Origin of the sequence: Polynucleobacter paneuropaeus (genome assembly GCF_003261235.1) — a bacterium.
Lineage (GTDB): Bacteria > Pseudomonadota > Gammaproteobacteria > Burkholderiales > Burkholderiaceae > Polynucleobacter > Polynucleobacter paneuropaeus.
Window position 1 is genome coordinate 968,594 of sequence record NZ_CP030085.1, and the last position, 26,037, is coordinate 994,630.

A 26,037-nucleotide genomic window follows, 5' to 3' on the forward strand; every position below is an offset into this window, starting at 1 on the left:
CCTATTATTTTAAGGGCTACAACAGAAAAAACCCTAAATATCTTCGATTCCTTGGTTCGCTTTCATACCTCGGATAGTTGGGGTATTTAAACGACGTGCCTTAACCGTTTTGATCTCTTTAAGATGCCGTGCCACCAGATCCCAAATAGGCTCACCACCCTTTTCTTTAGATTCCCCGCTGACTGGAGCCCAACCTGCAACTTTGTAATTTTTGTCTGCATCAATTATTTGGCCGTTTAGATGCATTTCGGATATTCGATTGCCCATTGAAGCAGCAGGATCAATGCTGTACTGAAGCCCCCCGACTCTAACCATATCACCACCCTGTTGATAATACGGATCTGGGTTGAATAGGTTGTCTGCAACATCTTCAAGAACGGTTTTGATCGTTGATCCTGACATCATATTGACTGTGGTGTAGGGATAAGTAATCGCAGTTTGATCGAGTAGTTGCTCCATCGTGATTGATTGACCCGGTAGCAAAGCTGTTCCCCAACGAAATCCTGGTGAAAATGCGATCTCAGCATCCTTTTGAGCAAGCAAACCGTCCAAAATCAATTGATCAAAGCTACCATTAAAGTTTCCGCGTCGGTATAAGAGTGCATCTGTAGTTGCTAACGGTTCTTGCAGGCGAGACTCATAAGGACTACGCATTTTTTGAATAAGATTTGCCATAGATAAATCCTCTGGAATCAAATTCGAAAAAATGGGTAAGAGCTGATATCGAAAATCAACGGGCTTGCCGCCTTTAACATCAAAATCAAGAACGCCCAAGAATTTACCGTTTGAACCTGCATTAGTCACTAAGGTAATACCGCCAGGATTTTTTACCTTCACCGGAATTGGCACACCATCATGGGTATGGCCGCCCAAAATAGCATGCAACCCACGCACACGCGATGCCAGCTTTAAATCTACATCCATACCGTTATGCGAGAGTAAAACAACGACTTTGGCACCCTTTTTGACAACTTCGTCGATTGTCTTTTGCAGATGCTCTTCTTGAATACCAAAAGTCCAATTTGGAGTGAAATAAGCCGGATTGGCAATTGGCGTATAGGGAAAAGCTTGCCCAATAATAGCGACCTGCACTCCATTCATATTTCTTAATGAATATGATGGAAAAACGGGATCTTCAAAGTCGGTAGTCTTGATGTTTTGAGCTAAAAACTCGATCTTGCCTTTGAAATCGGTGTTAATAATTTCCATAACGCGCACTTCACCGAGTGTCATCTCCCAATGCGCAGTCATAATGTCAACGCCTAGAGCTAGTGCTGCATTAGCCATATCTTGACCATTTGACCAAAGCGCTGTTGCAGAGCCCTGCCAAGTATCGCCACCATCGAGTAACAGTGCACCTGGTCTAGATGCTTTCAATTGCTTAACTAGGGTTGCTAGATGCGCAAAGCCCCCCATCCGCCCATAGCTATTCGCAGCATCGGTGAAATTGAGGTAGGTAAAGGCATGGGCATCACGAGTGGCAGCAGATAGGTGATTTGCCTTCAGAAAATAGTCGCCAACTAAATGCGGCATACGGTTCATCTGCGAACCAATCCCTATATTGACATTAGGTTCACGGTAATACATTGGCAGCAACTGCGCATGGCAATCTGTAAAGTGCAGCAAATGAACGTTACCAAACTTTGGTATTTCATAAAATTGATCTGCAGACTTCTGCGCAGCTGAAAAAGAGGAATGAAGGCCTAAACCACCAGCAGAGGCAATGGCTAGAGTTTGTAAAAACTCCCTTCGATTGATCGACATCGTTAATTACTGATTAACGGGTGATGCGGGATCTAATAACAAAGCCATCAGATCCTGAATTTGCTTTTGATCCAGAATTTTGAAATAGGCAAAGCGTGGCATATTGCTACAGGCGTTGTAAGCTTTAGAGTTACTAATCCGATTCCAGGTATAACTCACTACCTCTTGTGAATACCCACGGTTCTTGCCGTAATTCCACAGGCTTGGGCCAATATTGCCATAGGCAATTTCTTTTTGATTGATCTGATGACAGTTATAACAACCACCTCCATTTGGAGTTGAGGCACTATCTGACCACGTATCACCACGACCACTTTGGGCGATAGCCTCTCCGTTTTTCCAGTCTCCTAGATACTGACCATCAGATGGTGGCGCAATCGTTGCCATATTGAGCTTTTGAAGCTCCTCTGCTTTTTTCAACCCGGCAGGACTAGACGCAAATTTAGGATCGGAACAAAATCGTTGAGTAGCATCTTGAACGATACGGTCAAGCCCCGCTATCCCTTGGGACCGAAAGCTGTCTTTCATCATGCGATTGAATTGAGAATCCTGCTTTTGTTGAGCGTAGACAGTGGTGGAAGACCAAAGCAAGGCAAGCAGAATGGGTAGAAAAAATTTCATGGTGTTATCTCTTCAGGCCAGGCGTTTGAATAATACCGCCGTTGGCATTCTTGGCCATATACATCGATAAAGCGATGGTCACATCTGAACCATAAATTGGGAAAGGAAAGCGTTGCTGTCTAAAGCAATCATTCAAACGCTGTTGCATAGTCCAAAATTGGCCACTAGAAACTCGGTAGGCAGGCCAAGAACCCCAGCCCGCTATCGCTCCCTCACGAGTAGTGAGGTTGGGTAGATCTTGTAAACGGATCCGCTTGCCATCGCTACCATGGCATGAAGCGCACGAGAAATCAAATGGGCCGGCCTCAAAATAGAAAGCCTGCTTACCCATCTCATACATCGCCTTTTCTTGAGGATGCGAGATACTTACCTGTACTTTTTTACCCTTCGAATGCGTCACTACATAGGCTACGATCGCATCCATCTCTTTTTTGGGTCCTTCACCAAACTTCGCATCAATAATGCTTTGCAAAGAAATGCCCTGAAGCGTTTCCATACAGGTCATTAAACGTGACTCCAGATCTTGTACCCGGTTGGTATCTTTAAAGTATCTGGGAAGTTGGGCTGCAGCGCCATCAACTACGCCTGGGCCTAAGCCTAAATTGCATTTCTCAAGGGAAGCATTCTTAGGGCCAGCAGGTTTCTTCCATAACTCTTCGCCAGCCATCTCGTAGAGCTCTGATGGATTGCCGTCTGCAATCATCTCGCGATACTTAGCAATGTCGTCAGCAGTCGATTGTGAAAATGCCTGAAGACTCCAGCACATCAGAGCAAGCACTGAAATCCATTTCATTTTTTTCGCAAGCAGATTAGACATGAGAATGGGGATTAAGAAACCGTGGCTTCATCAGTTCGTTTATCGCCCTTGGTATCAATCCAATTGACGACCAACTTATCTCCCTTGGATCCCTTATATTTGAAGTTCAGGAAAGGGTCCTTAGAGACACCAGGGCCAAACTCTGCATTGAATACATCCTTACCTTGGGCTTTGACATTGAGCATATTGATAAACCAAGCAGGGATCAGTTTTCCAGATGCGTCTTTCCGCTGCCCTGATTCCATATCGTGCTTCATCAAAATTTTTACATCCACAATGCCATCTTTTTCTGTGGCCCTTATGCGCATTGGATCAGACATTCTGTATTCCTCTTAAATATGATTACTTGCGTGCGTAGCTCCACTGCGCGTAATTAGCCGCCGCAGCCACCTAAAGTTACTTTGATTTCTTTTACAGCCATGACCCACTTGCCATCTGTCTTCACTAAGGCGTAGACATTAGAGCTTTGGCCCATTTTGATTCTGGTAGTCACAAATGCTTCGGTGCCATTCGGGATGAAAAATTGAGCGGCTAATACCGCTGGATTCTTCTCCACCAAAATCGCTATTTGATCTGCCTTTAAGCTACTCGTGATGCTAACTGGGACAACGGCCCCGTTCTCCGCAATATCAGGCGCATTTAAAACGACTGTTGAGGACTTATCGGGACTGGATGCTCCTAAAGCCTTAAACACTTCATCCAAGCTTTTACCTTCAAAAGCCGCCTTATTCCACTCCTCTGCTTGCGCAGTAGAAATTAAACCAGCCGAGGACATCAAACCAAATACTGCTGAATACTTTAATAAAGCTCTGCGTTGCTCGTTCATGACCATTTCTGTGAATTTCCTAATTAACCGGCATTAAGCCAAATTATTGATTTTATTGCCTAATATTAGCCTAATTTGACCCTAGATTTCCCCAAATACCGCAATACAATCGAGTTCTAATGGATTTGGACTCAATTTATTTATCTCTCAAGCTTGCCCTTTGGACGCTAGCGATCATGATCCCACTTGGGGTCTGGTGCGCTTATCAACTTTTAAATACGGGGTCAATGAAGGCTTGGCTTGAGGCTGGATTAGCCCTGCCCTTGGTTTTACCTCCAACTGTTCTGGGCTACTACTTCTTGCTCGGGTTTAGCGGTAAAACATTTTTCGGTGTTCCACTCGTTTTTTCATTTACTGGAATTCTGATTGCTTCTTTAATCGTGAATCTACCCTTTGCAATCCAACCCATCCAACGTGCCTTCGAGGCTATTGATCCTCAAATACGTGAAGCCGCTAAAGTCTGTGGTCTATCACCTTGGCAAGCCTTTCGGTTTATTGAGTTGCCTTTGATATGGCGTGGTATTTTGAGCGCCTCTGCGCTTACCTTTGCTCATACATTGGGTGAATTCGGAGTTGTTCTCATGGTTGGCGGTGCCATTCCTGGGGAAACAAAGACTGCATCCATTGCGATCTATGATCGAGTTCAGAGTTTAGATAGCACTGGTGCAGGAAAACTCTCTTTACTGCTCTTGGGTATTTCCCTGATTGCGATTGCACTGTCTTACGGCGTATTTAGTCCACGCAATGGACAGAAACGTTCAGGTGAGCGGTAATGCTAAAGCTACAAATTAGCCAAACTGCTCCAATGCCACTGCAGATTCAACTGGAATGCCTGCCAGGCGAACTGCATGCCTTAGTCGGCCCCTCCGGTAGCGGCAAAACCAGTACTTTAAGAGTCATCGCAGGATTAATGCAGGCAGACGAGGGCTTGATTCAGTGCGCTGATATTGATTGGTTTAGTGCTGATCATGCCAAAGTTAATGTCAATCTACCAACGGCTGACCGCTCTTGCGGGTTTCTGTTCCAACAATATGCGCTATTTCCCCATCTCAACGCATTAGAAAATGTTGCTATTCCACTGCGGAAACACCATCCAGACTCCATCGAAAGACTACAGCTTGCGCAAAAGTGGCTCGATAAATTGGGAATCTCAGAACTATCTCAGCGAATGCCACAAGAGCTTTCTGGTGGACAACAACAGCGGGTTGCATTAGCGCGCGCTTTAGCCAGGCAACCAAAGGTTTTGTTATTAGATGAACCCTTTTCAGCGATTGATATTCCAACTCGTCAAGATCTGTATAAAACCTTGGCGAGTATTCGCAAAGAACTCAACATTCCGATTCTTTTGGTTACACATGATTTGAAAGAGGCCAGCCTATTGGCAGATCGCATCACCGTGATTGATCAAGGTATCAGCTTACAAACTGCAAGTCCAAGGGTGCTATTCCAAAAACCCCGCAATAGCCGTGTCGCCCAACTCGTCGGCATTAATAATATCTTTAGGGGTGTATTTAGTGCTGGGGCCTTAAGCTTGGATGGATCGCCGCACGTCTTTCAGGTGGTTGATAAAGGAAAAATTCCGGCAGGTCAAAAGGTAGCATGGGTGATACCCCAAAGTGGAATCAGCGTTCATTCACAAATAATGCCTAAGACTTTAGCTGCTACTGTCATTCAGTTAAGCAGCATTGGTCAGATTGCTTCAATTCAATTTCTAATTAAAGGCAGCGACGTTGTGGTGAATTGGGAGGCCTCTTCAGCAGAGATCAAGCGCTTAGCAATACAGCTCGGTAGTGAAGCCCATATTGAGTTTGATGCCCAGCAAATTCACATCATGCCATTAAGACCAATTAACGATCCTAGACGGCTACAGGAATCTGGAAGTGCTATCGGGCTTTGAAACCACCCTTGAGGTCGTTGATCAAATCATTAACGTTCTCAAGACCGACTGCAATACGAACAAGTCCATCAACTATTCCAGCTTCTTTTCTTGCTTGGGGTGAAACTCGGCAATGTGTAGTTGTTGCTGGGTGAGTAATGGTTGTGCGCGTGTCACCCAGATTGGCAGTAATCGAACAAAGCTTAGTTTGATTGATCAATCTAAAGGCTGAACGCTTACCGCCCTTTAATACAAAGGAAAGAATAGCACCGCCCTCTTTTTGCTGACGTTTAGCTAGCGCATGTTGAGGATGGGATTTGAGACCGGGATGATAAACACGTTCAACGCCGGGCTGCTTCTCTATCCACTGAGCAAGCGCCAAAGCATTTTGACTTTGCTGTTTCATCCGCAATTCCAGGGTCTCAAGTCCTTTTAGAAAAACCCAAGCATTGAAAGCCGAAAGTGTTGGTCCTGCGGTACGAACGTATGGGAAGACTTTGCCGTTGATAAATGATTTTTTGCCAACAATGGCCCCACCTACTACCCGACCTTGACCGTCTAGATACTTTGTTGCTGAATGTATGACAACATCCGCGCCAAGCTCTAAAGGCTTTTGTAAAGCGGGTGTGCAAAAGCAGTTATCCACAACAAATAATGCCTTAGCCTTCTTCGCAATTGCTGCAATGGCTTTGATATCTGCAATCTCGGTTAATGGATTAGAAGGTGTTTCAAGATAAAAGAGTTTGGTATTTTTTTGCACAGCAGACTGCCACGCCTTAGGGTCCACCAAATCAACGTAAGTTGTGGTGATGCCAAAGCGGCTCAAAATACTGCTAAATAGCTGAATGGTTGCACCAAATACCGAGCGAGAACAAACTACGTGGTCACCAGCCTGCAGGTGCGCCATTGCTGTTGTCAAAATAGCAGACATGCCAGAGGAAGTCGCAATACAAGCTTCGCCACCTTCTAGTGCAGCCAATCGATCTTGAAACATGCTGACCGTTGGATTGGTGAAACGAGAATAGATAAATCCCTTATCTGCATTTGCGAAACCGGTTTCGGCCAACTCTGCACTATCAAAACAAAAACTGGATGTGAGGAAAAGTGCCTCAGAATGTTCATGAAATTCTTCTGTACGACGTGTGCCGGCTCGGACAGCGATAGTCTCTAGCGCTAGCTTAGATAAATCAGCCTGAGGTCGTTTGGATTTACTTTTCATACTGCTATTTTGACACCAAATAAAAGAAATGCCTCAAATTGAGGCATTCTGTGTCGTTTTTAGTCTTCTGTCGCCAGATGCAAATGCAGTTGTGAACGGGCAAAGTCACTCGGATCACCCGCTCGATCTGCCTTTGCAGCACTCGTGTTGCGGGCCGCCTCCAAAGCATCCAAATAGGAATCGTTGATATCCCCAGTAATGTAATTACCATCAAAGCAGGAGGCCTCAAAGTTTTTGAGCTCAGGATTAATATCTCGAACAGCCTGCTTCATGTCCTCGACGCTTTGATATATAAGCTGGTCAGCCCCAATCAATTTATTGATCTCTTCATCGGTACGACCATAAGCTACCAGCTCGCTCCGGGTTGGCATATCAATGCCATAGACATTAGGGAAGCGCACGGGCGGTGCTGCCGAAGCAAAAATAACCTTCTTAGCACCTGACTCACGCGCCATTTGCACAATCTCATATGAGGTAGTTCCGCGCACAATCGAGTCATCCACAATCAAAACGGTTTTGTCTTTGAATTCAATCCGCATCGCGTTGAGCTTTTGCCGTACCGATTTTTTACGGACTGCTTGACCTGGCATGATGAAGGTGCGGCCGATATAGCGGTTCTTAAAGAAGCCTTCACGATAATCAATCCCTAAGCGCTTAGCTACCTGCATTGCAGCTGGCCGACTTGAATCTGGAATTGGCATCACAACATCAATCTCTTTGACATTCGTTTCTTTACGAATCTTCTCTGCGAGATAATCACCCATTCGCATCCGCACGTTATAGACCGTGACCCCATCAATAGTAGAGTCGGGGCGAGCCATATACACATATTCAAAGATGCAAGGCGTCAGAACTGCTTCTGTAACGCACTGCCTTGAATAAAAATTACCATCCAGGTCGATGTAGATTGCTTCACCTGGGTTTACATCACGCACAAAGGTAAATCCAAGGCCTTCTAAAGCAACGGATTCAGAGGCCACCATCCACTCTGGTCCCTTAGAAGTATCTATACGACCGATACATAGTGGCCGAATTCCAAATGGATCACGAAAGGCTAATAAACCATAACCTGCGATTAAAGCGACGACAGCGTATGAGCCCTTCACACGTTTAGTTACGCCGGTGATGGCATTGAACATTGCGCCCTCATCTAAAGCGGCACTATTGGTTTCTTTTTGAAGCTCATCAGCCAGTACGTTTAGTAGAACTTCAGTATCAGAGCTGGTATTAATATGGCGACGATCACGGTAAGCCATTTCAACGCGCAAGCTGGGTGCATTCGTAAGATTGCCGTTGTGTGCCAAGATAATCCCGTATGGGGCGCTGACGTAAAAAGGTTGCGCTTCTTCTTCGCTGCTGGCTGAACCCGCGGTGGGATATCGAACCTGGCCGATTCCAGCATTGCCGACTAAGCTGCGCATATTGCGTGTTCTAAACACGTCACGTACTAAACCATTGGCTTTATGCATCGTGAATGAATTGCCATTCATCGTTGCTATCCCTGCAGCATCTTGACCACGATGTTGCAAGAGCAATAAGGCGTCATACAGTAGTTGGTTTACTGGTGCATGGGAGACTGTTCCGACAATGCCACACATATGTCTAATTCCCTATGGTTAATGGAATAACTACTTTCGGTACTGCATCATTTAATTGCTTAGCCCAATCTTCTGGTAGCCAGCCTTTAATAAAACCTACAGCTGTTTCAATCGCAGGTCTCGTTAAGGCTTGTTGCCAGGCGACTGTTTGGGGGATAGGAGTTAATAGCGCCAGTGTTGCTAAAACGACAACAACCAGCACACCGCGCATGAGACCAAAAATTAAGCCCAAAAAACGGTCTGTCAAACTCAATCCTGCAGAGAGAATAATCTTTTGTACAACGCCTCCGAGCAGACCGCAAGCAATGAGTGTCAAAACAAACAGAATCAAGAAGCTAGCACCAAGACTAACGAGCTCCTCCAGATGGAAACTGGATAGCCACTCTAAAGAAAGATAACTGCTATACCGGTAAGCAACCCAAGCAGCAATAAACCAGGAAGCAAGGGCGAGAACTTCTTTAAATAAACCGCGTGAGATACCAATTAAGGCCGAAGCAAGTAATACCACTAGGGTGAAGTAATCCACCGTTGTTAGCTTTAAGGTGGATATGAGGTCCATTAGGATTTACCGGTTTCCACAATGCGACTATTGAGTCCCATAGCCTTAATTTTTTTCTCTGCCGCCTCAGCGCTTTCCTTATCCGTAAAGGGACCCGCTCTCAAAACAAATAATTTTGCACCGTCAGGGGCGGTTTTATTAATAACGTAATTTGGAATCTTTTGATCTTTCATCTTGGTGATCCAGCCATTGGCGCGATCTTCAGATGCAAATGCACCGATCTGAATCACAAACTTGCCGGGGGTATTGCTAGCAGGCTTGGTTGCTGGTGTATCTGTCTTGGGTTTGGTCTTATTAGTCGCAGCAATCACCTCTTCACCCGCCGCCAATCCTAAAGCTGCTGATTTAGCGGGAACTGGTGGTGCGCTGGGCTTTGTATCAGTAGCGCTTACTGCTGGTGGAGTTTGGTTTTGACTTGTATTTGTATTTGCGTCCAACTTATTGGTATCCGACTTAGCCTCGACTTTATTGCTAGGTGCTGGAGAAGGTACTGGAGCAATAGGCGCTACAGAAGATGGGGTCGATTGCGCAGTTGCTGTCTCAGAATTCATGCCAGGAACTGGCAAACTCGTAACGATATTTACAGCAATGTCGTTATTGACAGGCTTAGGCTTGCTGTCCAGGATTCTGGGCAAGGCAATAAAAGCCAGAATTACCAAAACACCTGCGCCGATTAAACGGTGGCGTGCTCGTTGAATATCAGGATCTTCGGTTAAAGCAGGCTCTTCATTTTCTTGGGAACGAATAAAAGCGCGGCCCGTCATTTTTTTAGGAGTGCGACGTGTTCCAGCTGACCCTCTTTGAAGGTCATCAGACTGCGATTTTCGCTTAAAAAGCTGCGGTAAACGAATCATGGATCAATGCGCCTGGTTGTTTCGATAAGCCATTACGCCTGCAACAGTATAGAAGGATCCGAAGATGATAATTCTATCACCCTCTCCAGCCTCAGAAAGGGCTTTTTCATAGGCTAAAGCAGGACTTTGGAAGCTTTCAATGCCCCCGTCTTGACCATTTTTTACCTGCACCCCCAACTGCTCTAGCTGGGAGGCTAAAGCCTGCGCACTGGCGGCTCGGGGGGTAGGCAAATCGGTGCAATACCAAAAATCCACAATGCCTAGAAAAGGCTTAATCACGCCAGCTATATCTTTGTCAGCCATGGCGCCGAATACTGCGTAGGTATAGGGGTGGTAGCCCATCTTATCAAGGCCTTGCGCTAAAGTAGCAGCAGCATGGGGGTTGTGAGCCACATCCAACACCACCGTTGGCTGTCCAGGAAGAACCTGAAAGCGTCCGGGCAATTCAACTAAAGCAAATCCATTGCGGATATCCTGGGCGCTCACTGGTAAACGCTGGTGTAAGGCCATTAAGGCGGCAATGACACCACTCGCGTTGAGAATCTGATTGGCACCTCTCAAAGCTGGGTAGCCTAAGCCACTAAACCGTTTACCTCTGCCGCTCCAACCCCACTGCTGTTTATCACCCAGAAACTGAAAATCTCGACCTTGTAGCCATAGATCGCATTGCAGTTTTTGAGCATAGTCAATCAAGGATTGAGGCGGAACGGGATCAGCACAAATAGTAGGTATTCCTTCACGAAATATTCCTGCCTTTTCTAAAGCAATAGCCTCACGAGTACTTCCCAAGAAATCAGCGTGGTCAATATCAATGCTAGTAACGATCGCACAATCCGCATCAACGCAGTTCACAGCATCTAAACGCCCACCCATGCCGACTTCCAGAATGACTGCATCCAATGGTGTTTCAGAGAACAGCAACATGATGGACAGAGTTGTGAACTCAAAGTAGGTTAATGTTGGAGCATCTGTAAGGCTAGCCCTTGCCTGTTCTACTTTTGCAAAATACTCTAATAGAAGCGCATCAGAGACCTCGACACCATTCACTCTTACACGTTCATTAAAGCGCAGTAAATGGGGCGACGTATGCATTGCCACTCGATATCCAGCGGCCAATAAGATGGCCTCCAAATAAGCGCACGTAGACCCCTTGCCATTCGTACCCGCAACCGTGATTACTGGACAATTGAATTGAAGATTTAAAGCAGCTTTGACTCGATTAATGCGATCAAGGCCCATATCGATGCCGACAGGATGAGCCGATTCTAGGTAGGTGAGCCAAGCCGGGAGGCTAGAAAACAGGGTTGGATTTTGGACCTTAGACAAATTCAGCTAATGTTGATAGGATTGATTACAAATTAATGAGAGCTGGAGCTATCTGGCTCAGGCATTTGCTGAAGTAATGCCAGTAAACGGGCTACTTCAGAACGCAGCTGGCGGCGATCCACAATCATATCAATACCACCTTTTTGCATCAGAAACTCAGAACGTTGAAAGCCCTCGGGGAGCTTCTCACGCACTGTTTGTTCAATCACGCGGGGACCAGCAAAGCCAATCAAGGCTTTAGGTTCAGCAATCACAACATCGCCCATAAATGCAAAGCTGGCAGAGATACCGCCCATGGTGGGGTCAGTCAAGATGCTAATGTAAGGCAAACCTTTTTTAGAGAGCAATGTCAGCATGGAATTGGTTTTGGCCATCTGAAATAAAGAGAGCAGACTCTCTTGCATACGGGCACCGCCAGTTGCAGTGATTGAAATGAAGGCACATTTTTTATCGATAGCCTCTTGTACGCCACGGGTAAAACGCTCGCCCACTACAGAGCCCATCGAGCCACCCATAAATTGAAATTCAAAGCAAGCTACTATGGCTGAAATACTCTCAATTTTTCCACCCAACACAATCAGCGCTTCAGATTCACCAGAGGCATCGGCAGCCTCCTTCAGACGATCAGGATATTTTTTGGAGTCTTTAAATTTGAGGGCATCAACTGGAAATATATCCGCACCGATTTCATATCGGCCTTTGGGATCCAAGAGGCTATCCAAACGTTGGCGTGCAGAAATGCGCATATGGTGACTGCATTTAGGACAGACGGACAAATTGGCTTCAATATCAGTGCTATAGAGCACAGCTTCACAAGCGGGGCATTTAACCCAGAGACCCTCAGGTACAGACTTGCGATTGGCAGGATCTGTTTGCTGAATTTGGGGCGGTAGTAACTTATCGATCCAACTCATATTGATATCAACTGTCTAAGGCTATCCGAATTTCATGTATGAAGCGCTCTAGTGATTGTACCGCCTCACCTTCTGGGGCCTCTTCTAAGAGACGGATGATACGACTACCAATCACAACGGCGTCTGCAGTTTGTGAAACCGCTTTAGCACTAGCGGCATCATGGATACCAAAACCCACTGCAATCGGAATATTGCTCACTTCGCGGATTTGCGGAATGATGCTCGCTACATCTTGAGTATTCAGATTCGATGCGCCAGTGACGCCACGCAACGATACATAGTAAATATAGCCCGATGCAATTTTGGCTGCCTCCTGAATGCGAGCCTGTGAAGAAGTTGGTGCCAATAAGAAAATAGGATCAACACCAGCGGCTTTCATGAGCACGGCAAACTCAGTGCATTCTTCAGGTGGATAGTCCACCACCAAGACACCATCAACTCCAGCGGCTTTTGCTTCACGAGCAAAACGCTCGGCTCCCATTTGTTCAACAGGATTTGCGTAGCCCATTAAAACTACAGGAGTCTTTTGATCCTTTTCACGAAAAGTCTTCACCATTTCAATACAGCTATGCAGACTCACTTTATGAGACAAGGCTCTTTCAGAAGATCGTTGAATCACGGGCCCATCGGCCATAGGATCTGAAAAAGGAACTCCCAACTCAATGACGTTCGCACCACCACGCACTAATGCGTGCATGAGTTCAACTGTTTGGTTTGGATGAGGATCACCTGCAGTAATAAAAGGAATCAATCCTTTTTTACCAGTAGCTCTGAGTTCCTGAAAAAGTGCAGTAATTTTGGACATGAACATTAGCCTTCAGATCCCGTAGCTTGCGCTACGGTATGCATGTCTTTATCGCCACGTCCTGATAGATTGACCAAAATGGTCTTATCTTTTCCAAGAGTCGCTGCTAATTTACAGGCATAGGCAATTGCATGGGCAGATTCCAGCGCAGGGATGATGCCTTCAATACGGCAACAATCATGGAAGGCTTGCAGTGCTTCTTTATCGTCAATTGCGACGTATCCAGCGCGGCCAGAGTCTTTTAACCAAGCATGCTCAGGACCTACCCCAGGGTAATCCATACCTGCTGATACTGAGTGAGTCTCTGCAATCTGACCATTCTCATCTTGTAAAAGATAGGTGCGGTTACCATGCAAGACGCCGGGCTTTCCAGCACAGAGAGCTGCGGAATGCAGGCCACTCATCAAGCCATGTCCAGCTGCCTCTACGCCAATGAGTTTGACTGCAGGGTAATCAATATACGGATAGAAAATGCCCATTGCATTCGAACCACCGCCAACACAAGCTAAAACATAGTCTGGCTGACGTCCAGTTAGATCTGGCATCTGAACTTTGCACTCTTCGCCAATCACACTCTGAAAATCTCTGACCATCATCGGATAAGGATGTGGTCCAGCAACAGTGCCAATAATGTAGAAGGTATCTTCCACATTAGTAACCCAGTCACGCATAGCTTCATTAAGAGCATCTTTTAGGGTTTTGGTACCAGACTCTACTGGCACAACCTTGGCACCAAGAAGTTTCATGCGATAAACGTTTTGCGCTTGACGGGCCACGTCTACTGAACCTTGATAGACGGTGCAATCCAAGCCAAAACGCGCACAGATTGTGGCAGTAGCGACACCATGTTGCCCTGCTCCGGTTTCCGCAATGATGCGGGGCTTACCCATCCGCTTGGCAAGCATCGCTTGACCAATGACGTTATTAATTTTGTGAGCGCCAGTATGGTTGAGATCTTCTCGCTTGAAATAGATTTGGGCACCACCATGAATCTCACTCATGCGTTTGGCATGATAGATCGGTGATGGCCGTCCAACAAAATGTTTTAGTTCACTGTGAAACTCAGCGAGAAATTGGGGATTATTTTGATATTGTGCATAAGCTGCTTTGAGCTCATCCAAAGCAAACATCAATGTTTCGGAAACAAACACACCACCGTAGGGACCAAAGTGTCCTCTTGCATCGGGTTTGTCGTACATGGCTACCTCTTAAATCAAGTTACAGCAATTAGGGGGATGACAGCTTCGCATCAGCTGCACGGACCGCTTGAATAAATTGGGTGATCAGTGCAGGATCTTTTACGCCCTTGCTGATTTCAACACCACTAGAGATGTCAACCGCGCAAGGATGCAGACGAGCAATCGCCTCGCCAACGTTGTGCGCATTCAATCCACCACTCAAAACGACCCGAGGCCCGTTTACGCTTAGCCATGTTTGCGGAATTCCTTGCCAATCAAAAGGGATGCCCCCTCCTCCATAACCTTCAACTAAAGCATCGAGGAGAAAAGCATCTGCAGCTCGATATTGTAGAGAAAATTCGTCAAAAGCGAACTTAGGCCCGATTCTGGCGGCTTTGATCCAGGGTTGTCCTGCGGCAAATTGAGCGCATTCCGCTGCAGACTCATCCCCATGAAATTGCCAGAGGGTAATTGGGGCTGTTGACCGAATCTCATCTACCTGAGCTTGGGTCGGGTTTACAAGCAAAGCAACTGCGTCTACCCCGGCAGGTAAACGCTTTATGAGCTGAGCTACCGTTTTTGGAGTGACTGCTCTGGGGCTAGGTGGATAGAAGACAAAACCAACCGCATCTGCACCTGCTAGCACGGCTGCATCGACATCAGCCTCTGTCCGTAAACCACAGGTTTTGACCCTGGTATCGCCAGGAGTGAAATGAAGTAAGCCCATAAATTGAATGATAAGCCCTGAAATAGCTTAATTCTGGAGGAGTTGGCTAGGAAGAAAAGAATTTTGCAGCCATGGGTCTGGGATCTCGAATTTCTCTGGATAAGCAATTTTGGCCAGATAAAGCCCATCGGGGGCGAAGGTCGGTGCCGCCAAACTGCGATTCTTTGCTACCAGGACTTCTTGCATCCACTCAGGCCCTTGCTTGCCGACACCAATCATTAAGAAGCAGCCGATCAAATTGCGCACCATATGATGCAAAAAGGCATTGCCTCGGATCCGGAAATATAGCCAAGGTTGCTCTGAAACGATATCGATCGAATACATCGTTTTGATTGGTGTTTTACTTTGGCATTCAGCAGACCGAAAGGAGCTGAAATCATGTTCTCCAATTAAACACTCTGCCGCTTTTTTCATAGCAGGAATATCAAACCAGGTATCTGGAGGCAACATAAAGAAACCAGCCCGATTTGAAAGTAAAGGGGCTCTGCAAGAACTGGCATGTACTGCATAGATATACGTTCTTTCAAAGGCTGAAAATCGTGCACTGAATTCTTCTGAAACGGGTTTAGCCCAATTAATCACAATATCGGGTGGTAAAAATGCATTGATTCCCCTGACCCAAGACCAATCCGTGCGTTCTGTAGAGGTATCAAAGTGCACTACTTGACCTAGGGCATGAACGCCGGTGTCGGTTCGGCCTGCAGTGATTGTTCTGACTGGATTATTGGCAACGCCCTCACTACCAATGAATGACTCAATGGCTTTTTCTAATTCTGCTTGAACCGATCGAATAGGCAAGGCTTGAGTTTGCCAACCAGAAAACTGGCTGCCCTCATATTGCAAACCCAGTGCAATTCTCACGAGATCACTCTAAGCGTTGCGTTGAGCAAGCTCAGCTAACAATCCCTGAGCTTCAATGGTAATTAAGGGATCAACAGAAGGGCTCATGAGCACAATCTCTTCTAGAGATCTTCGAGCTGCGGCATAGTCCTCAATCGTCAGATAAGCTCGAGCTAAGTTCAACTTAACCCGCAGTGTGTCAGCCAGAGCATTTGCTTGCACGTCTGCCTTGGCGGGCGCCTCTAGATCCAAGTTGATTCCTGCAAAAAGAGACTTTGCGCGATCAGGAACTGGCATATCTGTCCTAGTTTTAGCCTGAGTCGTATCGGAAGGAACAGAGACTGTTTCAGACTTGCGAGCATTGCGGGCTAAAGCCCAAAGCATTAAGCCAGTCAACGCTATCAGACCTAATCCAATCAATGCGGGACCAAACCCACCCAAGCCATAATTATTTTCAATTGATTTTTTACCTTTTGCTTGATCTACTAGCTTTTGTAGCTCGGCAATATTTTTTTCTAGTTCAGCAATCTTTGCACGAGTTTGCTCTAAGACTTTTTCTTTAGCCACAAGCTCTTCTACATATGCTTTCTCTTGGGCATCACTTGCACTAGAACCAATTTTCAAGCGATCTTTATTAACTTCTTTACCGTTTAGATTCTTGCTATCGCTATTCTGTTTGGCGCTGGAATTGCTAACCTGATCTTGCTTGTTAGCTTGCCATTGAGCATTTGCCTGCGCAACAAATCGACTGGCCTCTGCTGGACTAATCGATCTCAAGAGCGCTTGACTCGGTTTATTAAGCTCCGCCCCCGCTGCAAGAACATTAATTGAGCCGCTAGCAAATGCATCTGGGTTGGCTTTAAACAAAGCCATCATGGTTTGATCTAGGCTAGCACCCTCTAAATAGGGGGCCATTTGAGCTGCAATTTCAGAGAGATTTTGACCGGGTTTGACAATGATTTTTTGAGCATCACCGAGTAACAAGGTGTAGGCTTTACTCAGACTACCAGTTGACCAATTCAATTGGATCAGAAGATCAACGAAAGGATCGTCACTGACAGGTATAGGGTCAACCGTTTCGACAAGAACCATTAAGTGTTCGTCTTTATTGCGATAGACCATCGATTGCATATTGAAATTCAATACCTTGCCGGATATTCCAAGACGAGCATAATCAGCAGCGCTGGGAACTTGAACCTTGAGACTCTCCAATAAATCCTGCTCTTGAGCAGATATGCGAATAGGAATCTCAACGCGTAAGGGTTGCCCAACTTGAGATTGAATTTGAGGCGAACCTAATGAGATTGCACCAGCAACACAAGACCAGCTCAGCAAAAAACCACAAGCGAGCTGGGTAAAAACCCTTCTAGAAAATCGCACTGATGATCCTTAGTGATCTAACAGAATGCGCAGCATGCGACGCAAAGGTTCAGCAGCACCCCATAGCAGCTGGTCACCAACGGTGAAGGCACCTAAATACTCAGGACCCATTGCCAATTTATGTAATCGTCCAATTGGTACAGTCAGGGTTCCGCTGATGGCAGCTGGAGATAGTTCGCGTTCAGTAGTCTCGCGATCATTGGGCACTACCTTGACCCACTGATTATCGTTGGCCAAAATACGCTCAATTTCTGTGAGCGGAATATCCTTTTTCAGCTTGACTGTTAAGCCTTGTGAGTGGCAACGCATTGCACCTACACGAACACAGAGGCCATCAATAGGAATGCTACCAGGCGAACGAAAAGCGGGTTTACCCAAGATCTTATTGAACTCTGCACCGCCCTTCCACTCTTCTTTAGTCTGTCCATTTTCAACTGGTACATCAATCCATGGAATCAAACTACCAGCTAGGGCAGTATTACGGAAGTTCTGTTTAGGAAAATCAGCTGAGCGTAATGTGGCGGTGACCTTGCGATCAATATCCAAAATCCAGGAACTAGGATCAGCAAGCTCGGTGGCCACGCTGTCACGTAATGCACCCATTTGCAGTAATAATTCACGCATATTCTGAGCGCCAGCACCCGATGCAGCCTGGTAGGTCATGGCACTAATCCACTCGACTAAATCGGCTTTAACCAAGCCGCCCATTGCCATCATCATTAAGCTAACAGTACAGTTACTGCCAATCCAATTTTTACCACCAGCGGCTAAGGCGCGATCAATCACAGGACGATTGACAGGATCCAAAATTAAGACCGCATCGTCTTTCATGCGCAAAGCACTGGCAGCATCAATCCAGTGGCCTTGCCAACCGGAAGCTCGTAATTTAGGAAAGATGGCATTGGTATAGTCGCCACCCTGACAAGTCAAAATAATGTCGCAACGAGCAAGTGCAGCAATGTCATTAGCGTCTTGCAAAGTAGCTTCAGACTGAGTAACTTTTTGACCATTTAAAGCTGGCACCTCGCCACCGACTTGGCTGGTACTAAAAAATACTGGCTCAATCAGATCAAAATCTTTCTCAGCCAGCATTCTTTCCATCAAAACGCTGCCAACCATGCCGCGCCATCCGACAAGTCCAACTACTGGTGTATTTTGATTTCCCATATAGGCTACTAATGTATTAAGTGATTGATAAAGTTAAGGAAGAGCTGCAACGACAGCGTCACCCATTTGTTTGGTAGAAACTTTAGTGCTTCCTGCAGTGTAAATATCAGCTGTTCGCAGACCTTGCGACAAGACTTTTTGCACTGCTGCTTCAATCGTATCTGCCTGCTCAGGAATACCCAATGAATAGCGCAGCATCATTGCCGCTGAAAGAATGGTTGCCAAGGGATTGGCGATGCCTTTACCAGCAATATCAGGCGCAGATCCGTGGCTAGGTTCATATAGCCCTTTATTGTTTTTATCTAAAGAGGCTGATGGCAGCATACCAATAGAGCCAGTCAACATGGCTGCCTCATCTGACAGAATGTCGCCAAAAAGATTGCCAGTGACGACCACATCGAATGCTTTTGGTGCTTTAACCAACTGCATCGCCGCATTATCGACATACATATGGGTAAGCTCCACATCCGGATACCCTTTTGCAATCCGAGTCATCACTTCACGCCACAGCTGTGAAGTTTCCAGAACATTGGCTTTATCTACGCTACAAACTTTTTTACTGCGCTTCCGTGCCGCCTCAAACGCAACCCTAGCAATGCGCTCTACCTCAGGTTCGCTGTAATGCATGGTGTCAAAGCCTTCACGCGCACCCTTAAACAAAGGTAGTTCCGAAGTCCGAATGCCGCGGGGCTGTCCAAAATAAATATCGCCGTTCAGTTCTCGTACGATCAAAATGTCTAAGCCACCAACAATCTCCGCTTTTAAGCTAGATGCGGCAGTGAGTTCTGCGTAGCAAATCGCTGGACGAAAGTTGGCAAAGAGTTCTAAATGTTTACGCAAACCCAGAATTGCTTGCTCAGGACGAAGTTCTCGCGCCAGAGTGTCATATTTCCAGTCACCAACCGCACCAAACAAAATGGCATCAGCCTGTTTTGCTAACTCTAAGGTGGCAGGAGGCAATGGATGACCGTGCAAGTCATAAGCTGCTCCACCGACAGGGGCTTCCTCAAGTATTAACTGAGGAACTAAGGCGTTGAGAACCTTTACGGCTTCAGCAACGATTTCCGAGCCGATACCATCGCCCGGGAGGACTGCAATTTTCATGAAAGGCCTTTAACTCTATAAAACTACGGCAGTTGGGTTGCAAGCCAAGGCATCTTGAGGATGCGCTCAGCTTCATAAGCCTTGATTTTATCTGCATGGCGCAGGGTTAGCCCAATATCGTCCAAACCATTGAGGAGGCAGTACTTTCTAAAGGGAGCTACTTCAAAGGCATAGCTAGCGCCGCCAGGAAGGATGACCTGCTGGCTTTCCAGATCAATTGTGAGCTGGTACCCATTAAAAGCCTGGGTTTCGTTAAACAAATGATCAACCTGAATTTCTGAGAGCACGATCGGTAGCAGGCCGTTTTTGAAGCAGTTGTTATAAAAAATGTCAGCAAAGCTGGGGGCGATGATGGCTCTGAAGCCAAATTGAGATAAAGCCCAGGGTGCATGCTCACGCGAGCTGCCACAGCCAAAATTCTTACGAGCTAATAAAATTCCAGCGCCTTTATAGCGAGGCTGGTTCAAAACGAAGTCTGGATTGATTGGGCGGTTAGTGCAGTCTTGTCCTGGTTCGCCGTGATCAAGATAACGCCACTCATCGAATAAGTTCTGACCAAAACCGGTTTTCTTGATCGACTTCAGAAATTGCTTCGGAATGATCGCATCGGTATCCACATTCTCCCGATTGAGGGGTGCAACCAAACCTTGATATACCGTAAATTTATCCATGATTATTTCACCGGGGTCACAATAACATCTTTCCCTTTGGTTTGGGAAGCGTTGTTAGTGGAAGATTTTGAGTCCATCGAAGTACCCATATTCTGCAAATCTTTACCAACACCCTCCATGGTGTTAGCACAAGCAGCCAAGGCCATACCAAAAAGACCGACAATCATTAGTCTAGTAATTAGTGAGGTTTTACGCATCATATTCAAGCTCAAGAGATTTTCCGAATATCCACAAAGTGGCCTTCAATCGCTGCGGCTGCAGCCATCGCTGGACTGACTAGGTGCGTTCTGCCGCCATTGCCTTGTCGTCCTTCAAAGTTCCGGTTTGATGTCGATGCGCAACGCTCGCCTGGTTCGAGACGATCAGCATTCATAGCAAGGCACATCGAGCAACCGGGTTCACGCCATTCAAAGCCAGCAGCTTTAAATACGCGATCAAGGCCTTCGCGCTCTGCTTGGGCTTTTACTAAGCCAGATCCTGGGACAACTAGGGCCAACTTAATATTAGGTGCGATCTTTTTACCAATACGATCAACTATTTTCGCTGCTGCACGTAAGTCCTCAATGCGGCTATTGGTGCAAGATCCAATAAAGACTTTATCTACTGTGATGTTGCTTAGCGGTGTGTTAGGAGTCAAGTTCATGTACTGCAATGCGCGTTCCATGGCATCACGCTTGTTGGGATCGCGTTCTTTTTCTGGATCAGGTACACGATCGCTAATTGGCAGAACCATCTCTGGAGAAGTACCCCAGGTTACTTGTGGGGCGATCTCTTCTGCACGTAATTCAACAACTGCATCAAACTTTGCACCTGGATCAGAGTGCAAAGTACGCCAATACTGCATGGCATGCCGCAAAGCATCGCCTTTAGGTGCATAGGGGCGGCCTTGAAGGTATTCAATAGTGGTCTCATCCACAGCAACCAAACCTGCACGTGCACCAGCTTCAATTGCCATGTTGCAGATCGTCATGCGCCCTTCCATCGATAAATTGCGGATAGCTTCACCTGCGAACTCAATGGTGTAGCCAGTCCCACCAGCAGTACCGATTCTACCGATGACTGCGAGAACAATATCTTTTGCGGTGCTACCGGGTTGCAAGCGTCCATCAACACGAACCAACATATTCTTGCTCTTCTTCATCAGCAAAGTTTGCGTCGCTAAGACATGCTCAACCTCAGAAGTGCCGATACCAAATGCCAAAGCGCCGAATGCGCCATGAGTACTTGTATGGGAATCACCGCACACCACGGTCATACCTGGCAAGGTTGCACCCTGTTCCGGACCGATCACATGAACGATTCCTTGGCGGGTGTCATTCATCTTGTATTGCGTAATGCCAAAGGCATCGCAGTTTTGATCAAGGGTATCAACCTGCAATTTAGAAATCGGGTCAGCAATGCCTTCAGACCGATCCGTCGTAGGGACGTTATGATCAGAAACTGCAAGATTGGCAGAAATACGCCAAACAGGTCTCCCAGCTAAATTCAAGCCTTCAAATGCTTGAGGGCTAGTGACTTCATGCAATAACTGACGATCGATATAGATTGTTGCCGTGCCATCCTCTTCCGAGTAAATGACATGGTCATCCCATAATTTGTCGTAAAGCGTCCGTGACATAAATTCCTTATTTACGCTCAGCTATCAATGGTACTTTGCGTGAAGTTTCACCGGTATACAGTTGACGTGGACGGCCAATCTTGTACTCAGGATCGGTAATCATCTCTTCCCACTGCGCAATCCAACCCACTGTTCTTGCTAATGCAAAGATACAGGTAAACATTTCAGTTGGAATGCCTAATGCGCGCTGAACAATGCCTGAGTAGAAGTCTACGTTTGGATAGAGTTTGCGGCTAACAAAATACTCATCTTCTAAAGCAATCTTTTCTAGTGTCATCGCCAACTTGAATAATGGATCATCCTCAAGTCCCAACTCTTTCAAGACCTCGTAGCAGGTTTCACGCATCAGTTTTGCACGTGGATCAAAGTTCTTATAGACGCGATGACCAAAGCCCATCAAACGAACGCTGGAGTTCTTGTCTTTAACTTGGGCAATAAACTCACCAATTTTCTCAACCCCACCATTGGCTTGAATCTCGTTGAGCATTTGTAAGCAAGCTTCGTTTGCACCGCCGTGAGCTGGGCCCCATAAGCAAGCAATACCAGCAGAAATAGCAGCAAAAGGATTTGTACCTGACGAGCCACACAAACGCACCGTTGAAGTTGAGGCATTTTGCTCGTGATCAGCATGCAAAATGAAGATGCGATCTAAAGCACGAACCAATACTGGATTCACTTTGTACTCCTCGCAAGGAGTAGCAAACATCATCCGCATAAAGTTGGCGGTGTAAGACAAATTATTATCAGGATAGATAAAGGGTTGGCCAACGGAGTACTTATAGGCCATAGCAACCAAAGTAGGCATTTTGGCAATCAGACGAATCTGTGCAATTTGGCGAGCCTTAGGATCGGTGTAGTCAATCTGGTCATGATAGAAAGCGGCCATCGCACCAACCAAGCCGGTTAAGACTGCCATTGGATGCGCATCGCGACGGAAACCGCGCAAGAAAAATTGCATCTGCTCATGCACCATCGTGTGATGCATGATCATTTCTTTGAAATCAGAATCTTGTTTTTTGTTTGGCAGGTTGCCATTAATCAAGAGATAGCAAACTTCCAAGAAGTCACATTTGCCCGCTAAATCTTCAATGGGGTAGCCGCGATACAGGAGTTCGCCTTTGTCACCATCAATATAGGTGATCTTGCTGTTACATGAAGCAGTAGATAAGAAGCCTGAGTCATAAGTGAACTTGCCAGTTTGACCGTAAAGTTTACGGATATCGATGACATCTGGGCCAACGCTGCCTTGATAGATTGGCAAATCAATGTCTGGCGAACCATCTGAAAACGATAGCTTTGCTTTAATATTCGATTCATTCATGTCTAGCCTCTAATCTTTCAATCTTTAGTGATTCAAAATTCTGAAGTACAACCCAAATAGTAAAACTTATTTAGCTCTCAACTGCACCATCAACTTCTTATATACAGGAGAGACTGAAATCTCCTTCAACACCGCTAGTTCTTCTTTGCGACCCAGCAACAAGTCCATCAAATCATTGTCATCTAATGCTAGTAACTGCTTTAATACTTGACCATCTTCTACGCTGAGATCTGCAGCATGACGATCAAAAAATCGTTGCAGAATTAAGTCGTTTTCCAACAACCCTCTTCGGGCATCACTCTTTAAACGATACAGCTCCGCATTACTCAAGTTCATGAGCTTAGACAGCCCTACGCACCATTAACTCTTTAATCTTGCCAATGGCCTTGGTTGGATTCAAGTGCTTAGGGCAGACATCCACACAATTCATAATGGTATGACAACGGAATAAACGGTATGGGTCTTCTAAATTATCTAAACGCTGTGCGGTATCTTCGTCACGGCTATCAGCAATAAAACGATAGGCCTGCAACAAACCGGCTGGACCAACGAACTTATCGGGATTCCACCAGAATGATGGGCATGAAGTAGAGCAAGAGGCGCACAGAATGCACTCATACAAACCATTGAGTTCTTCACGCTCTTCTGGGCTCTGCAAGCGCTCTTTCTCGGGCGCTGGATTGTCATTCACTAAATATGGCTTGATCGACAGGTACTGCTTGAAGAATAAAGTCATATCGACAATCAAATCACGCACCACTGGCAAGCCAGGTAATGGGCGCAGAGTAATCACTTTAGGCAAGGTCAACATATTGGTTAAGCAGGCCAAACCATTCTTGCCGTTAATGTTCATCGCATCAGATCCGCAAACACCCTCGCGGCATGAACGACGATATGAAATACTCTCGTCTTGCTTCTTTAAGGAGATCAAGGCATCCAACAACATGCGCTCACCGTTTAATTCCAGCTCATAGCGCTGCATGCGAGGCGCTGCATCAACTTCTGGGTCGTAACGATAAATTTCAAAAATCCGGGTATCACTCATCTTTTATCTCTCTTATCGATATCTAGCTTAGAAAGTACGTTCTTTTGGTGGAATTGATTCAACTGTTAAGGGTTTCATCACCACTGCTTTGTAATCTAGGCGATTGCCTTCGCTATACCAAAGGGTATGTTTCATCCAATGATCATCATCACGATGGGGATGGTCATCATGAGAATGTGCGCCGCGACTTTCTTTGCGGGCTGCTGCAGATGACATAGTGGCATTTGCGGTTTCAATCAAGTTCGCCACTTCCAAGGCTTCGATACGTGCAGTATTAAAAATCTCCGACTTGTCTTTGAGCCAGATATGGTTAGCACGCTCAGTCAGTTGAGCCATTTGACGAAGCCCCTCATCCATCAACTCTTGGTTGCGGAACACACCAGCATAAGTCTGCATGGTCTTGCGAATGTCATTAGCGACATCTTGTGCATAGTCACCTGATGACGAGTTATCCAATTTAGCAATGCGTGCCAGGGTCTGTTCGCCCGCATTCGCAGGTAATGGTTTGAACTCTTGCTTCTTCAGATCAGCCGCAACAATATGATTACCTGCTGCACGACCAAATACCAAGAGATCTAACAAGGAGTTAGTACCCAGACGGTTGGCACCATGGACTGATACGCAGGAGCATTCACCGATCGCGTAGAGACCATGCACGATCTCGTTTGGCTTGCCGTTCTTTGGCACAACAACTTGACCATTGATATTAGTGGGGATACCACCCATTTGATAATGAATGGTTGGTACTACAGGAATGTGTTGCTTAGTAACGTCCACGTTCGCAAAGTTAATGCCGATCTCATAAACCGATGGCAGACGCTTCATGATGGTGTCAGCACCGAGGTGTGTGAGATCAAGCTCAACGTAATCGCCATTGGGTCCACAGCCGCGACCTTCTTTAATCTCTTGGTCCATGCAGCGTGATACAAAATCACGTGGTGCTAAATCTTTATAGGTTGGAGCATAACGCTCCATAAAGCGCTCACCGTCTTTATTACGCAGGATGGCACCTTCACCACGACAACCTTCAGTCAAGAGCACACCAGCACCAGCAACACCGGTTGGGTGGAATTGCCAGAACTCCATATCTTCCAGCGGAATACCTGCACGAGCCGCTAGGCCCATACCATCACCGGTATTAATAAAGGCATTGGTTGAAGCAGCCCAAATACGGCCAGCACCACCAGTAGCCAGCATCACGACTTTGGCTTCCAGGATGTAGACCTGGCCAGTTTCCATTTCAAGGGCAGTTATACCAACGACATCACCCTCTTCATTACGAATTAAATCCAAAGCCAACCACTCGACAAAGAAATTGGTCTTTGCACGAACATTGCGTTGATACAGAGTGTGCAACATGGCATGACCAGTTCGGTCTGCTGCTGCGCATGCACGTTGCACCGCTTTCTCACCGTAGTTCGCTGTATGCCCACCAAATGGACGCTGATAAATCGTACCGTCAGGGTTGCGGTCAAATGGCATACCAAAGTGCTCTAGCTCGTAGACTACTTTTGGAGCTTCACGGCACATAAACTCAATCACGTCTTGGTCACCAAGCCAGTCAGAGCCCTTGATGGTGTCATAGAAGTGATAGTGCCAATTGTCTTCGTTCATATTGCCAAGCGCTGCGCCAATACCGCCCTGTGCTGCAACAGTATGTGAACGTGTTGGGAATACCTTACTCAAAACAGCAACATTTAAGCCTGCTTCAGCAAGCTGTAAAGAAGCACGCATACCAGAGCCGCCCGCACCAACAATGACGGCATCAAAGCGGCGACGTGGCAAAGATTTTTTAATCTCGGTCATC

At 46.3% G+C, this 26,037-nt stretch carries 27 protein-coding genes; 2 read left to right on the forward strand and 25 right to left on the reverse strand.

All coding sequences use genetic code 11. From position 1 onward, the window contains the following. Nucleotides 1-33: 33 nt before the first annotated feature. The 5 genes from soxB to soxY all read right to left on the reverse strand — a co-directional run bounded on the left by soxB (nt 34) and on the right by soxY (nt 4,028). Nucleotides 34-1,758 (reverse strand): thiosulfohydrolase SoxB, encoded by a 1,725-nt coding sequence (gene soxB / locus Pas1_RS05150; protein ID WP_192874769.1) that lies wholly within the window; start codon nt 1,756-1,758, stop codon nt 34-36. A gap of 12 nt (nt 1,759-1,770) precedes the next feature. Next, nucleotides 1,771-2,385, reverse strand: coding sequence for a sulfur oxidation c-type cytochrome SoxX (gene soxX, locus Pas1_RS05155; protein ID WP_112294687.1), 615 nt, complete (start codon nt 2,383-2,385; stop codon nt 1,771-1,773). Between the two features lie 4 nt (nt 2,386-2,389). Beyond that, nucleotides 2,390-3,151, reverse strand: a complete 762-nt coding sequence (gene soxA, locus Pas1_RS05160) for a sulfur oxidation c-type cytochrome SoxA (RefSeq protein WP_404824875.1) — start codon at nt 3,149-3,151, stop codon at nt 2,390-2,392. A 62-nt stretch (nt 3,152-3,213) separates the two neighbouring features. After that, the gene (soxZ, locus tag Pas1_RS05165; RefSeq protein ID WP_112203921.1) at nt 3,214-3,522 is read right to left on the reverse strand and encodes a thiosulfate oxidation carrier complex protein SoxZ; all 309 of its coding nucleotides are present in this window, start codon (nt 3,520-3,522) and stop codon (nt 3,214-3,216) included. A 53-nt stretch (nt 3,523-3,575) separates the two neighbouring features. Further along, nucleotides 3,576-4,028, reverse strand: a complete 453-nt coding sequence (gene soxY, locus Pas1_RS05170; RefSeq protein ID WP_112205822.1) for a thiosulfate oxidation carrier protein SoxY — start codon at nt 4,026-4,028, stop codon at nt 3,576-3,578. A 119-nt stretch (nt 4,029-4,147) separates the two neighbouring features. On the opposite strand from soxY, the gene modB reads away from it, so the two are divergent. Continuing rightward, nucleotides 4,148-4,801, forward strand: coding sequence for a molybdate ABC transporter permease subunit (gene modB / locus Pas1_RS05175; RefSeq protein WP_112209184.1), 654 nt, complete (start codon nt 4,148-4,150; stop codon nt 4,799-4,801). Continuing rightward, nucleotides 4,801-5,925, forward strand: coding sequence for an ABC transporter ATP-binding protein (locus tag Pas1_RS05180; protein ID WP_112294688.1), 1,125 nt, complete (start codon nt 4,801-4,803; stop codon nt 5,923-5,925). The genes modB and Pas1_RS05180 overlap by 1 nt, the downstream gene beginning before the upstream one ends. On the opposite strand, the gene Pas1_RS05185 is transcribed toward Pas1_RS05180, so the two are convergent. The 20 genes from Pas1_RS05185 to sdhA all read right to left on the reverse strand — a co-directional run bounded on the left by Pas1_RS05185 (nt 5,912) and on the right by sdhA (nt 26,036). Further along, the gene (locus Pas1_RS05185) at nt 5,912-7,123 is read right to left on the reverse strand and encodes an O-succinylhomoserine sulfhydrylase (RefSeq protein ID WP_112294689.1); all 1,212 of its coding nucleotides are present in this window, start codon (nt 7,121-7,123) and stop codon (nt 5,912-5,914) included. The two genes, Pas1_RS05180 and Pas1_RS05185, sit on opposite strands and share 14 nt — an antisense overlap. A 59-nt stretch (nt 7,124-7,182) precedes the next feature. Next, the gene (purF, locus tag Pas1_RS05190) at nt 7,183-8,721 is read right to left on the reverse strand and encodes an amidophosphoribosyltransferase (RefSeq protein ID WP_112209182.1); all 1,539 of its coding nucleotides are present in this window, start codon (nt 8,719-8,721) and stop codon (nt 7,183-7,185) included. A gap of 4 nt (nt 8,722-8,725) precedes the next feature. After that, nucleotides 8,726-9,280 (reverse strand): CvpA family protein, encoded by a 555-nt coding sequence (locus Pas1_RS05195; protein ID WP_112203911.1) that lies wholly within the window; start codon nt 9,278-9,280, stop codon nt 8,726-8,728. Beyond that, the gene (locus tag Pas1_RS05200) at nt 9,280-10,134 is read right to left on the reverse strand and encodes an SPOR domain-containing protein (RefSeq protein ID WP_112294690.1); all 855 of its coding nucleotides are present in this window, start codon (nt 10,132-10,134) and stop codon (nt 9,280-9,282) included. The genes Pas1_RS05195 and Pas1_RS05200 overlap by 1 nt, the downstream gene beginning before the upstream one ends. Before the next feature lie 3 nt (nt 10,135-10,137). Next, a complete protein-coding gene (folC, locus tag Pas1_RS05205; protein WP_192874748.1) occupies nt 10,138-11,460 on the reverse strand; it encodes a bifunctional tetrahydrofolate synthase/dihydrofolate synthase in 1,323 nt (440 codons plus the stop codon). A 32-nt stretch (nt 11,461-11,492) separates the two neighbouring features. After that, nucleotides 11,493-12,374 (reverse strand): acetyl-CoA carboxylase, carboxyltransferase subunit beta, encoded by an 882-nt coding sequence (accD, locus tag Pas1_RS05210; RefSeq protein WP_112294691.1) that lies wholly within the window; start codon nt 12,372-12,374, stop codon nt 11,493-11,495. Nucleotides 12,375-12,381: 7 nt separating this feature from the next. Further along, nucleotides 12,382-13,179 (reverse strand): tryptophan synthase subunit alpha, encoded by a 798-nt coding sequence (gene trpA, locus Pas1_RS05215; protein ID WP_112295173.1) that lies wholly within the window; start codon nt 13,177-13,179, stop codon nt 12,382-12,384. A gap of 5 nt (nt 13,180-13,184) precedes the next feature. Beyond that, on the reverse strand, nt 13,185-14,378 hold the full coding sequence (gene trpB / locus Pas1_RS05220; RefSeq protein WP_112294692.1) for a tryptophan synthase subunit beta: 1,194 nt from the start codon (nt 14,376-14,378) through the stop codon (nt 13,185-13,187). 28 nt (nt 14,379-14,406) lie between these two features. Further along, nucleotides 14,407-15,084, reverse strand: coding sequence for a phosphoribosylanthranilate isomerase (locus Pas1_RS05225; protein ID WP_112294693.1), 678 nt, complete (start codon nt 15,082-15,084; stop codon nt 14,407-14,409). A gap of 27 nt (nt 15,085-15,111) precedes the next feature. Further along, nucleotides 15,112-15,945: a tRNA pseudouridine(38-40) synthase TruA gene (gene truA, locus Pas1_RS05230; RefSeq protein ID WP_112209178.1), complete on the reverse strand. Its 834-nt coding sequence runs from the start codon at nt 15,943-15,945 to the stop codon at nt 15,112-15,114. A 9-nt stretch (nt 15,946-15,954) separates the two neighbouring features. Beyond that, the gene (locus Pas1_RS05235) at nt 15,955-17,304 is read right to left on the reverse strand and encodes a FimV/HubP family polar landmark protein (RefSeq protein ID WP_112294694.1); all 1,350 of its coding nucleotides are present in this window, start codon (nt 17,302-17,304) and stop codon (nt 15,955-15,957) included. 9 nt (nt 17,305-17,313) lie between these two features. Beyond that, nucleotides 17,314-18,471, reverse strand: a complete 1,158-nt coding sequence (asd, locus tag Pas1_RS05240; RefSeq protein ID WP_112294695.1) for an aspartate-semialdehyde dehydrogenase — start codon at nt 18,469-18,471, stop codon at nt 17,314-17,316. A gap of 33 nt (nt 18,472-18,504) precedes the next feature. Continuing rightward, nucleotides 18,505-19,575: a 3-isopropylmalate dehydrogenase gene (leuB, locus tag Pas1_RS05245; protein ID WP_112294696.1), complete on the reverse strand. Its 1,071-nt coding sequence runs from the start codon at nt 19,573-19,575 to the stop codon at nt 18,505-18,507. 23 nt (nt 19,576-19,598) lie between these two features. After that, on the reverse strand, nt 19,599-20,246 hold the full coding sequence (gene leuD, locus Pas1_RS05250) for a 3-isopropylmalate dehydratase small subunit (protein WP_112203894.1): 648 nt from the start codon (nt 20,244-20,246) through the stop codon (nt 19,599-19,601). A 2-nt stretch (nt 20,247-20,248) separates the two neighbouring features. Continuing rightward, nucleotides 20,249-20,413, reverse strand: a complete 165-nt coding sequence (locus Pas1_RS05255) for a hypothetical protein (protein ID WP_225971584.1) — start codon at nt 20,411-20,413, stop codon at nt 20,249-20,251. A 41-nt stretch (nt 20,414-20,454) separates the two neighbouring features. After that, nucleotides 20,455-21,864, reverse strand: coding sequence for a 3-isopropylmalate dehydratase large subunit (gene leuC, locus Pas1_RS05260; RefSeq protein ID WP_112203890.1), 1,410 nt, complete (start codon nt 21,862-21,864; stop codon nt 20,455-20,457). A 7-nt stretch (nt 21,865-21,871) separates the two neighbouring features. Beyond that, on the reverse strand, nt 21,872-23,185 hold the full coding sequence (gene gltA / locus Pas1_RS05265; RefSeq protein WP_112209174.1) for a citrate synthase: 1,314 nt from the start codon (nt 23,183-23,185) through the stop codon (nt 21,872-21,874). 66 nt (nt 23,186-23,251) lie between these two features. Then, a complete protein-coding gene (locus Pas1_RS05270; protein ID WP_112203886.1) occupies nt 23,252-23,521 on the reverse strand; it encodes an FAD assembly factor SdhE in 270 nt (89 codons plus the stop codon). A gap of 4 nt (nt 23,522-23,525) precedes the next feature. Next, a complete protein-coding gene (locus Pas1_RS05275; protein WP_112203884.1) occupies nt 23,526-24,230 on the reverse strand; it encodes a succinate dehydrogenase iron-sulfur subunit in 705 nt (234 codons plus the stop codon). 27 nt (nt 24,231-24,257) lie between these two features. After that, nucleotides 24,258-26,036 (reverse strand): succinate dehydrogenase flavoprotein subunit, encoded by a 1,779-nt coding sequence (sdhA, locus tag Pas1_RS05280; RefSeq protein ID WP_112294698.1) that lies wholly within the window; start codon nt 26,034-26,036, stop codon nt 24,258-24,260. Between the last annotated feature and the right edge of the window lies 1 nt (nt 26,037).

What these genes read in the sequence shown, in the direction of transcription:
- Pas1_RS05180 (WP_112294688.1), top strand. Translation starts at nt 4,801, where the DNA reads ATGCTAAAGCTACAAATTAGCCAAACTGCTCCAATGCCACTGCAGATT.
- soxX (WP_112294687.1), bottom strand. Translation starts at nt 2,385, where the DNA reads ATGAAATTTTTTCTACCCATTCTGCTTGCCTTGCTTTGGTCTTCCACC.
- Pas1_RS05185 (WP_112294689.1), bottom strand. Translation starts at nt 7,123, where the DNA reads ATGAAAAGTAAATCCAAACGACCTCAGGCTGATTTATCTAAGCTAGCG.
- soxY (WP_112205822.1), bottom strand. Translation starts at nt 4,028, where the DNA reads ATGAACGAGCAACGCAGAGCTTTATTAAAGTATTCAGCAGTATTTGGT.
- leuB (WP_112294696.1), bottom strand. Translation starts at nt 19,575, where the DNA reads ATGAAAATTGCAGTCCTCCCGGGCGATGGTATCGGCTCGGAAATCGTT.
- gltA (WP_112209174.1), bottom strand. Translation starts at nt 23,185, where the DNA reads ATGAATGAATCGAATATTAAAGCAAAGCTATCGTTTTCAGATGGTTCG.
- Pas1_RS05195 (WP_112203911.1), bottom strand. Translation starts at nt 9,280, where the DNA reads ATGGACCTCATATCCACCTTAAAGCTAACAACGGTGGATTACTTCACC.
- accD (WP_112294691.1), bottom strand. Translation starts at nt 12,374, where the DNA reads ATGAGTTGGATCGATAAGTTACTACCGCCCCAAATTCAGCAAACAGAT.
- purF (WP_112209182.1), bottom strand. Translation starts at nt 8,721, where the DNA reads ATGTGTGGCATTGTCGGAACAGTCTCCCATGCACCAGTAAACCAACTA.
- sdhA (WP_112294698.1), bottom strand. Translation starts at nt 26,036, where the DNA reads ATGACCGAGATTAAAAAATCTTTGCCACGTCGCCGCTTTGATGCCGTC.
- leuC (WP_112203890.1), bottom strand. Translation starts at nt 21,864, where the DNA reads ATGTCACGGACGCTTTACGACAAATTATGGGATGACCATGTCATTTAC.
- Pas1_RS05270 (WP_112203886.1), bottom strand. Translation starts at nt 23,521, where the DNA reads ATGAACTTGAGTAATGCGGAGCTGTATCGTTTAAAGAGTGATGCCCGA.
- soxA (WP_404824875.1), bottom strand. Translation starts at nt 3,151, where the DNA reads ATGTGCTGGAGTCTTCAGGCATTTTCACAATCGACTGCTGACGACATT.
- soxZ (WP_112203921.1), bottom strand. Translation starts at nt 3,522, where the DNA reads ATGTCTGATCCAATGCGCATAAGGGCCACAGAAAAAGATGGCATTGTG.
- Pas1_RS05225 (WP_112294693.1), bottom strand. Translation starts at nt 15,084, where the DNA reads ATGGGCTTACTTCATTTCACTCCTGGCGATACCAGGGTCAAAACCTGT.
- Pas1_RS05275 (WP_112203884.1), bottom strand. Translation starts at nt 24,230, where the DNA reads ATGAGTGATACCCGGATTTTTGAAATTTATCGTTACGACCCAGAAGTT.
- trpA (WP_112295173.1), bottom strand. Translation starts at nt 13,179, where the DNA reads ATGTCCAAAATTACTGCACTTTTTCAGGAACTCAGAGCTACTGGTAAA.
- trpB (WP_112294692.1), bottom strand. Translation starts at nt 14,378, where the DNA reads ATGTACGACAAACCCGATGCAAGAGGACACTTTGGTCCCTACGGTGGT.
- modB (WP_112209184.1), top strand. Translation starts at nt 4,148, where the DNA reads ATGGATTTGGACTCAATTTATTTATCTCTCAAGCTTGCCCTTTGGACG.
- asd (WP_112294695.1), bottom strand. Translation starts at nt 18,471, where the DNA reads ATGGGAAATCAAAATACACCAGTAGTTGGACTTGTCGGATGGCGCGGC.
- Pas1_RS05200 (WP_112294690.1), bottom strand. Translation starts at nt 10,134, where the DNA reads ATGATTCGTTTACCGCAGCTTTTTAAGCGAAAATCGCAGTCTGATGAC.
- leuD (WP_112203894.1), bottom strand. Translation starts at nt 20,246, where the DNA reads ATGGATAAATTTACGGTATATCAAGGTTTGGTTGCACCCCTCAATCGG.
- Pas1_RS05255 (WP_225971584.1), bottom strand. Translation starts at nt 20,413, where the DNA reads ATGATTGTCGGTCTTTTTGGTATGGCCTTGGCTGCTTGTGCTAACACC.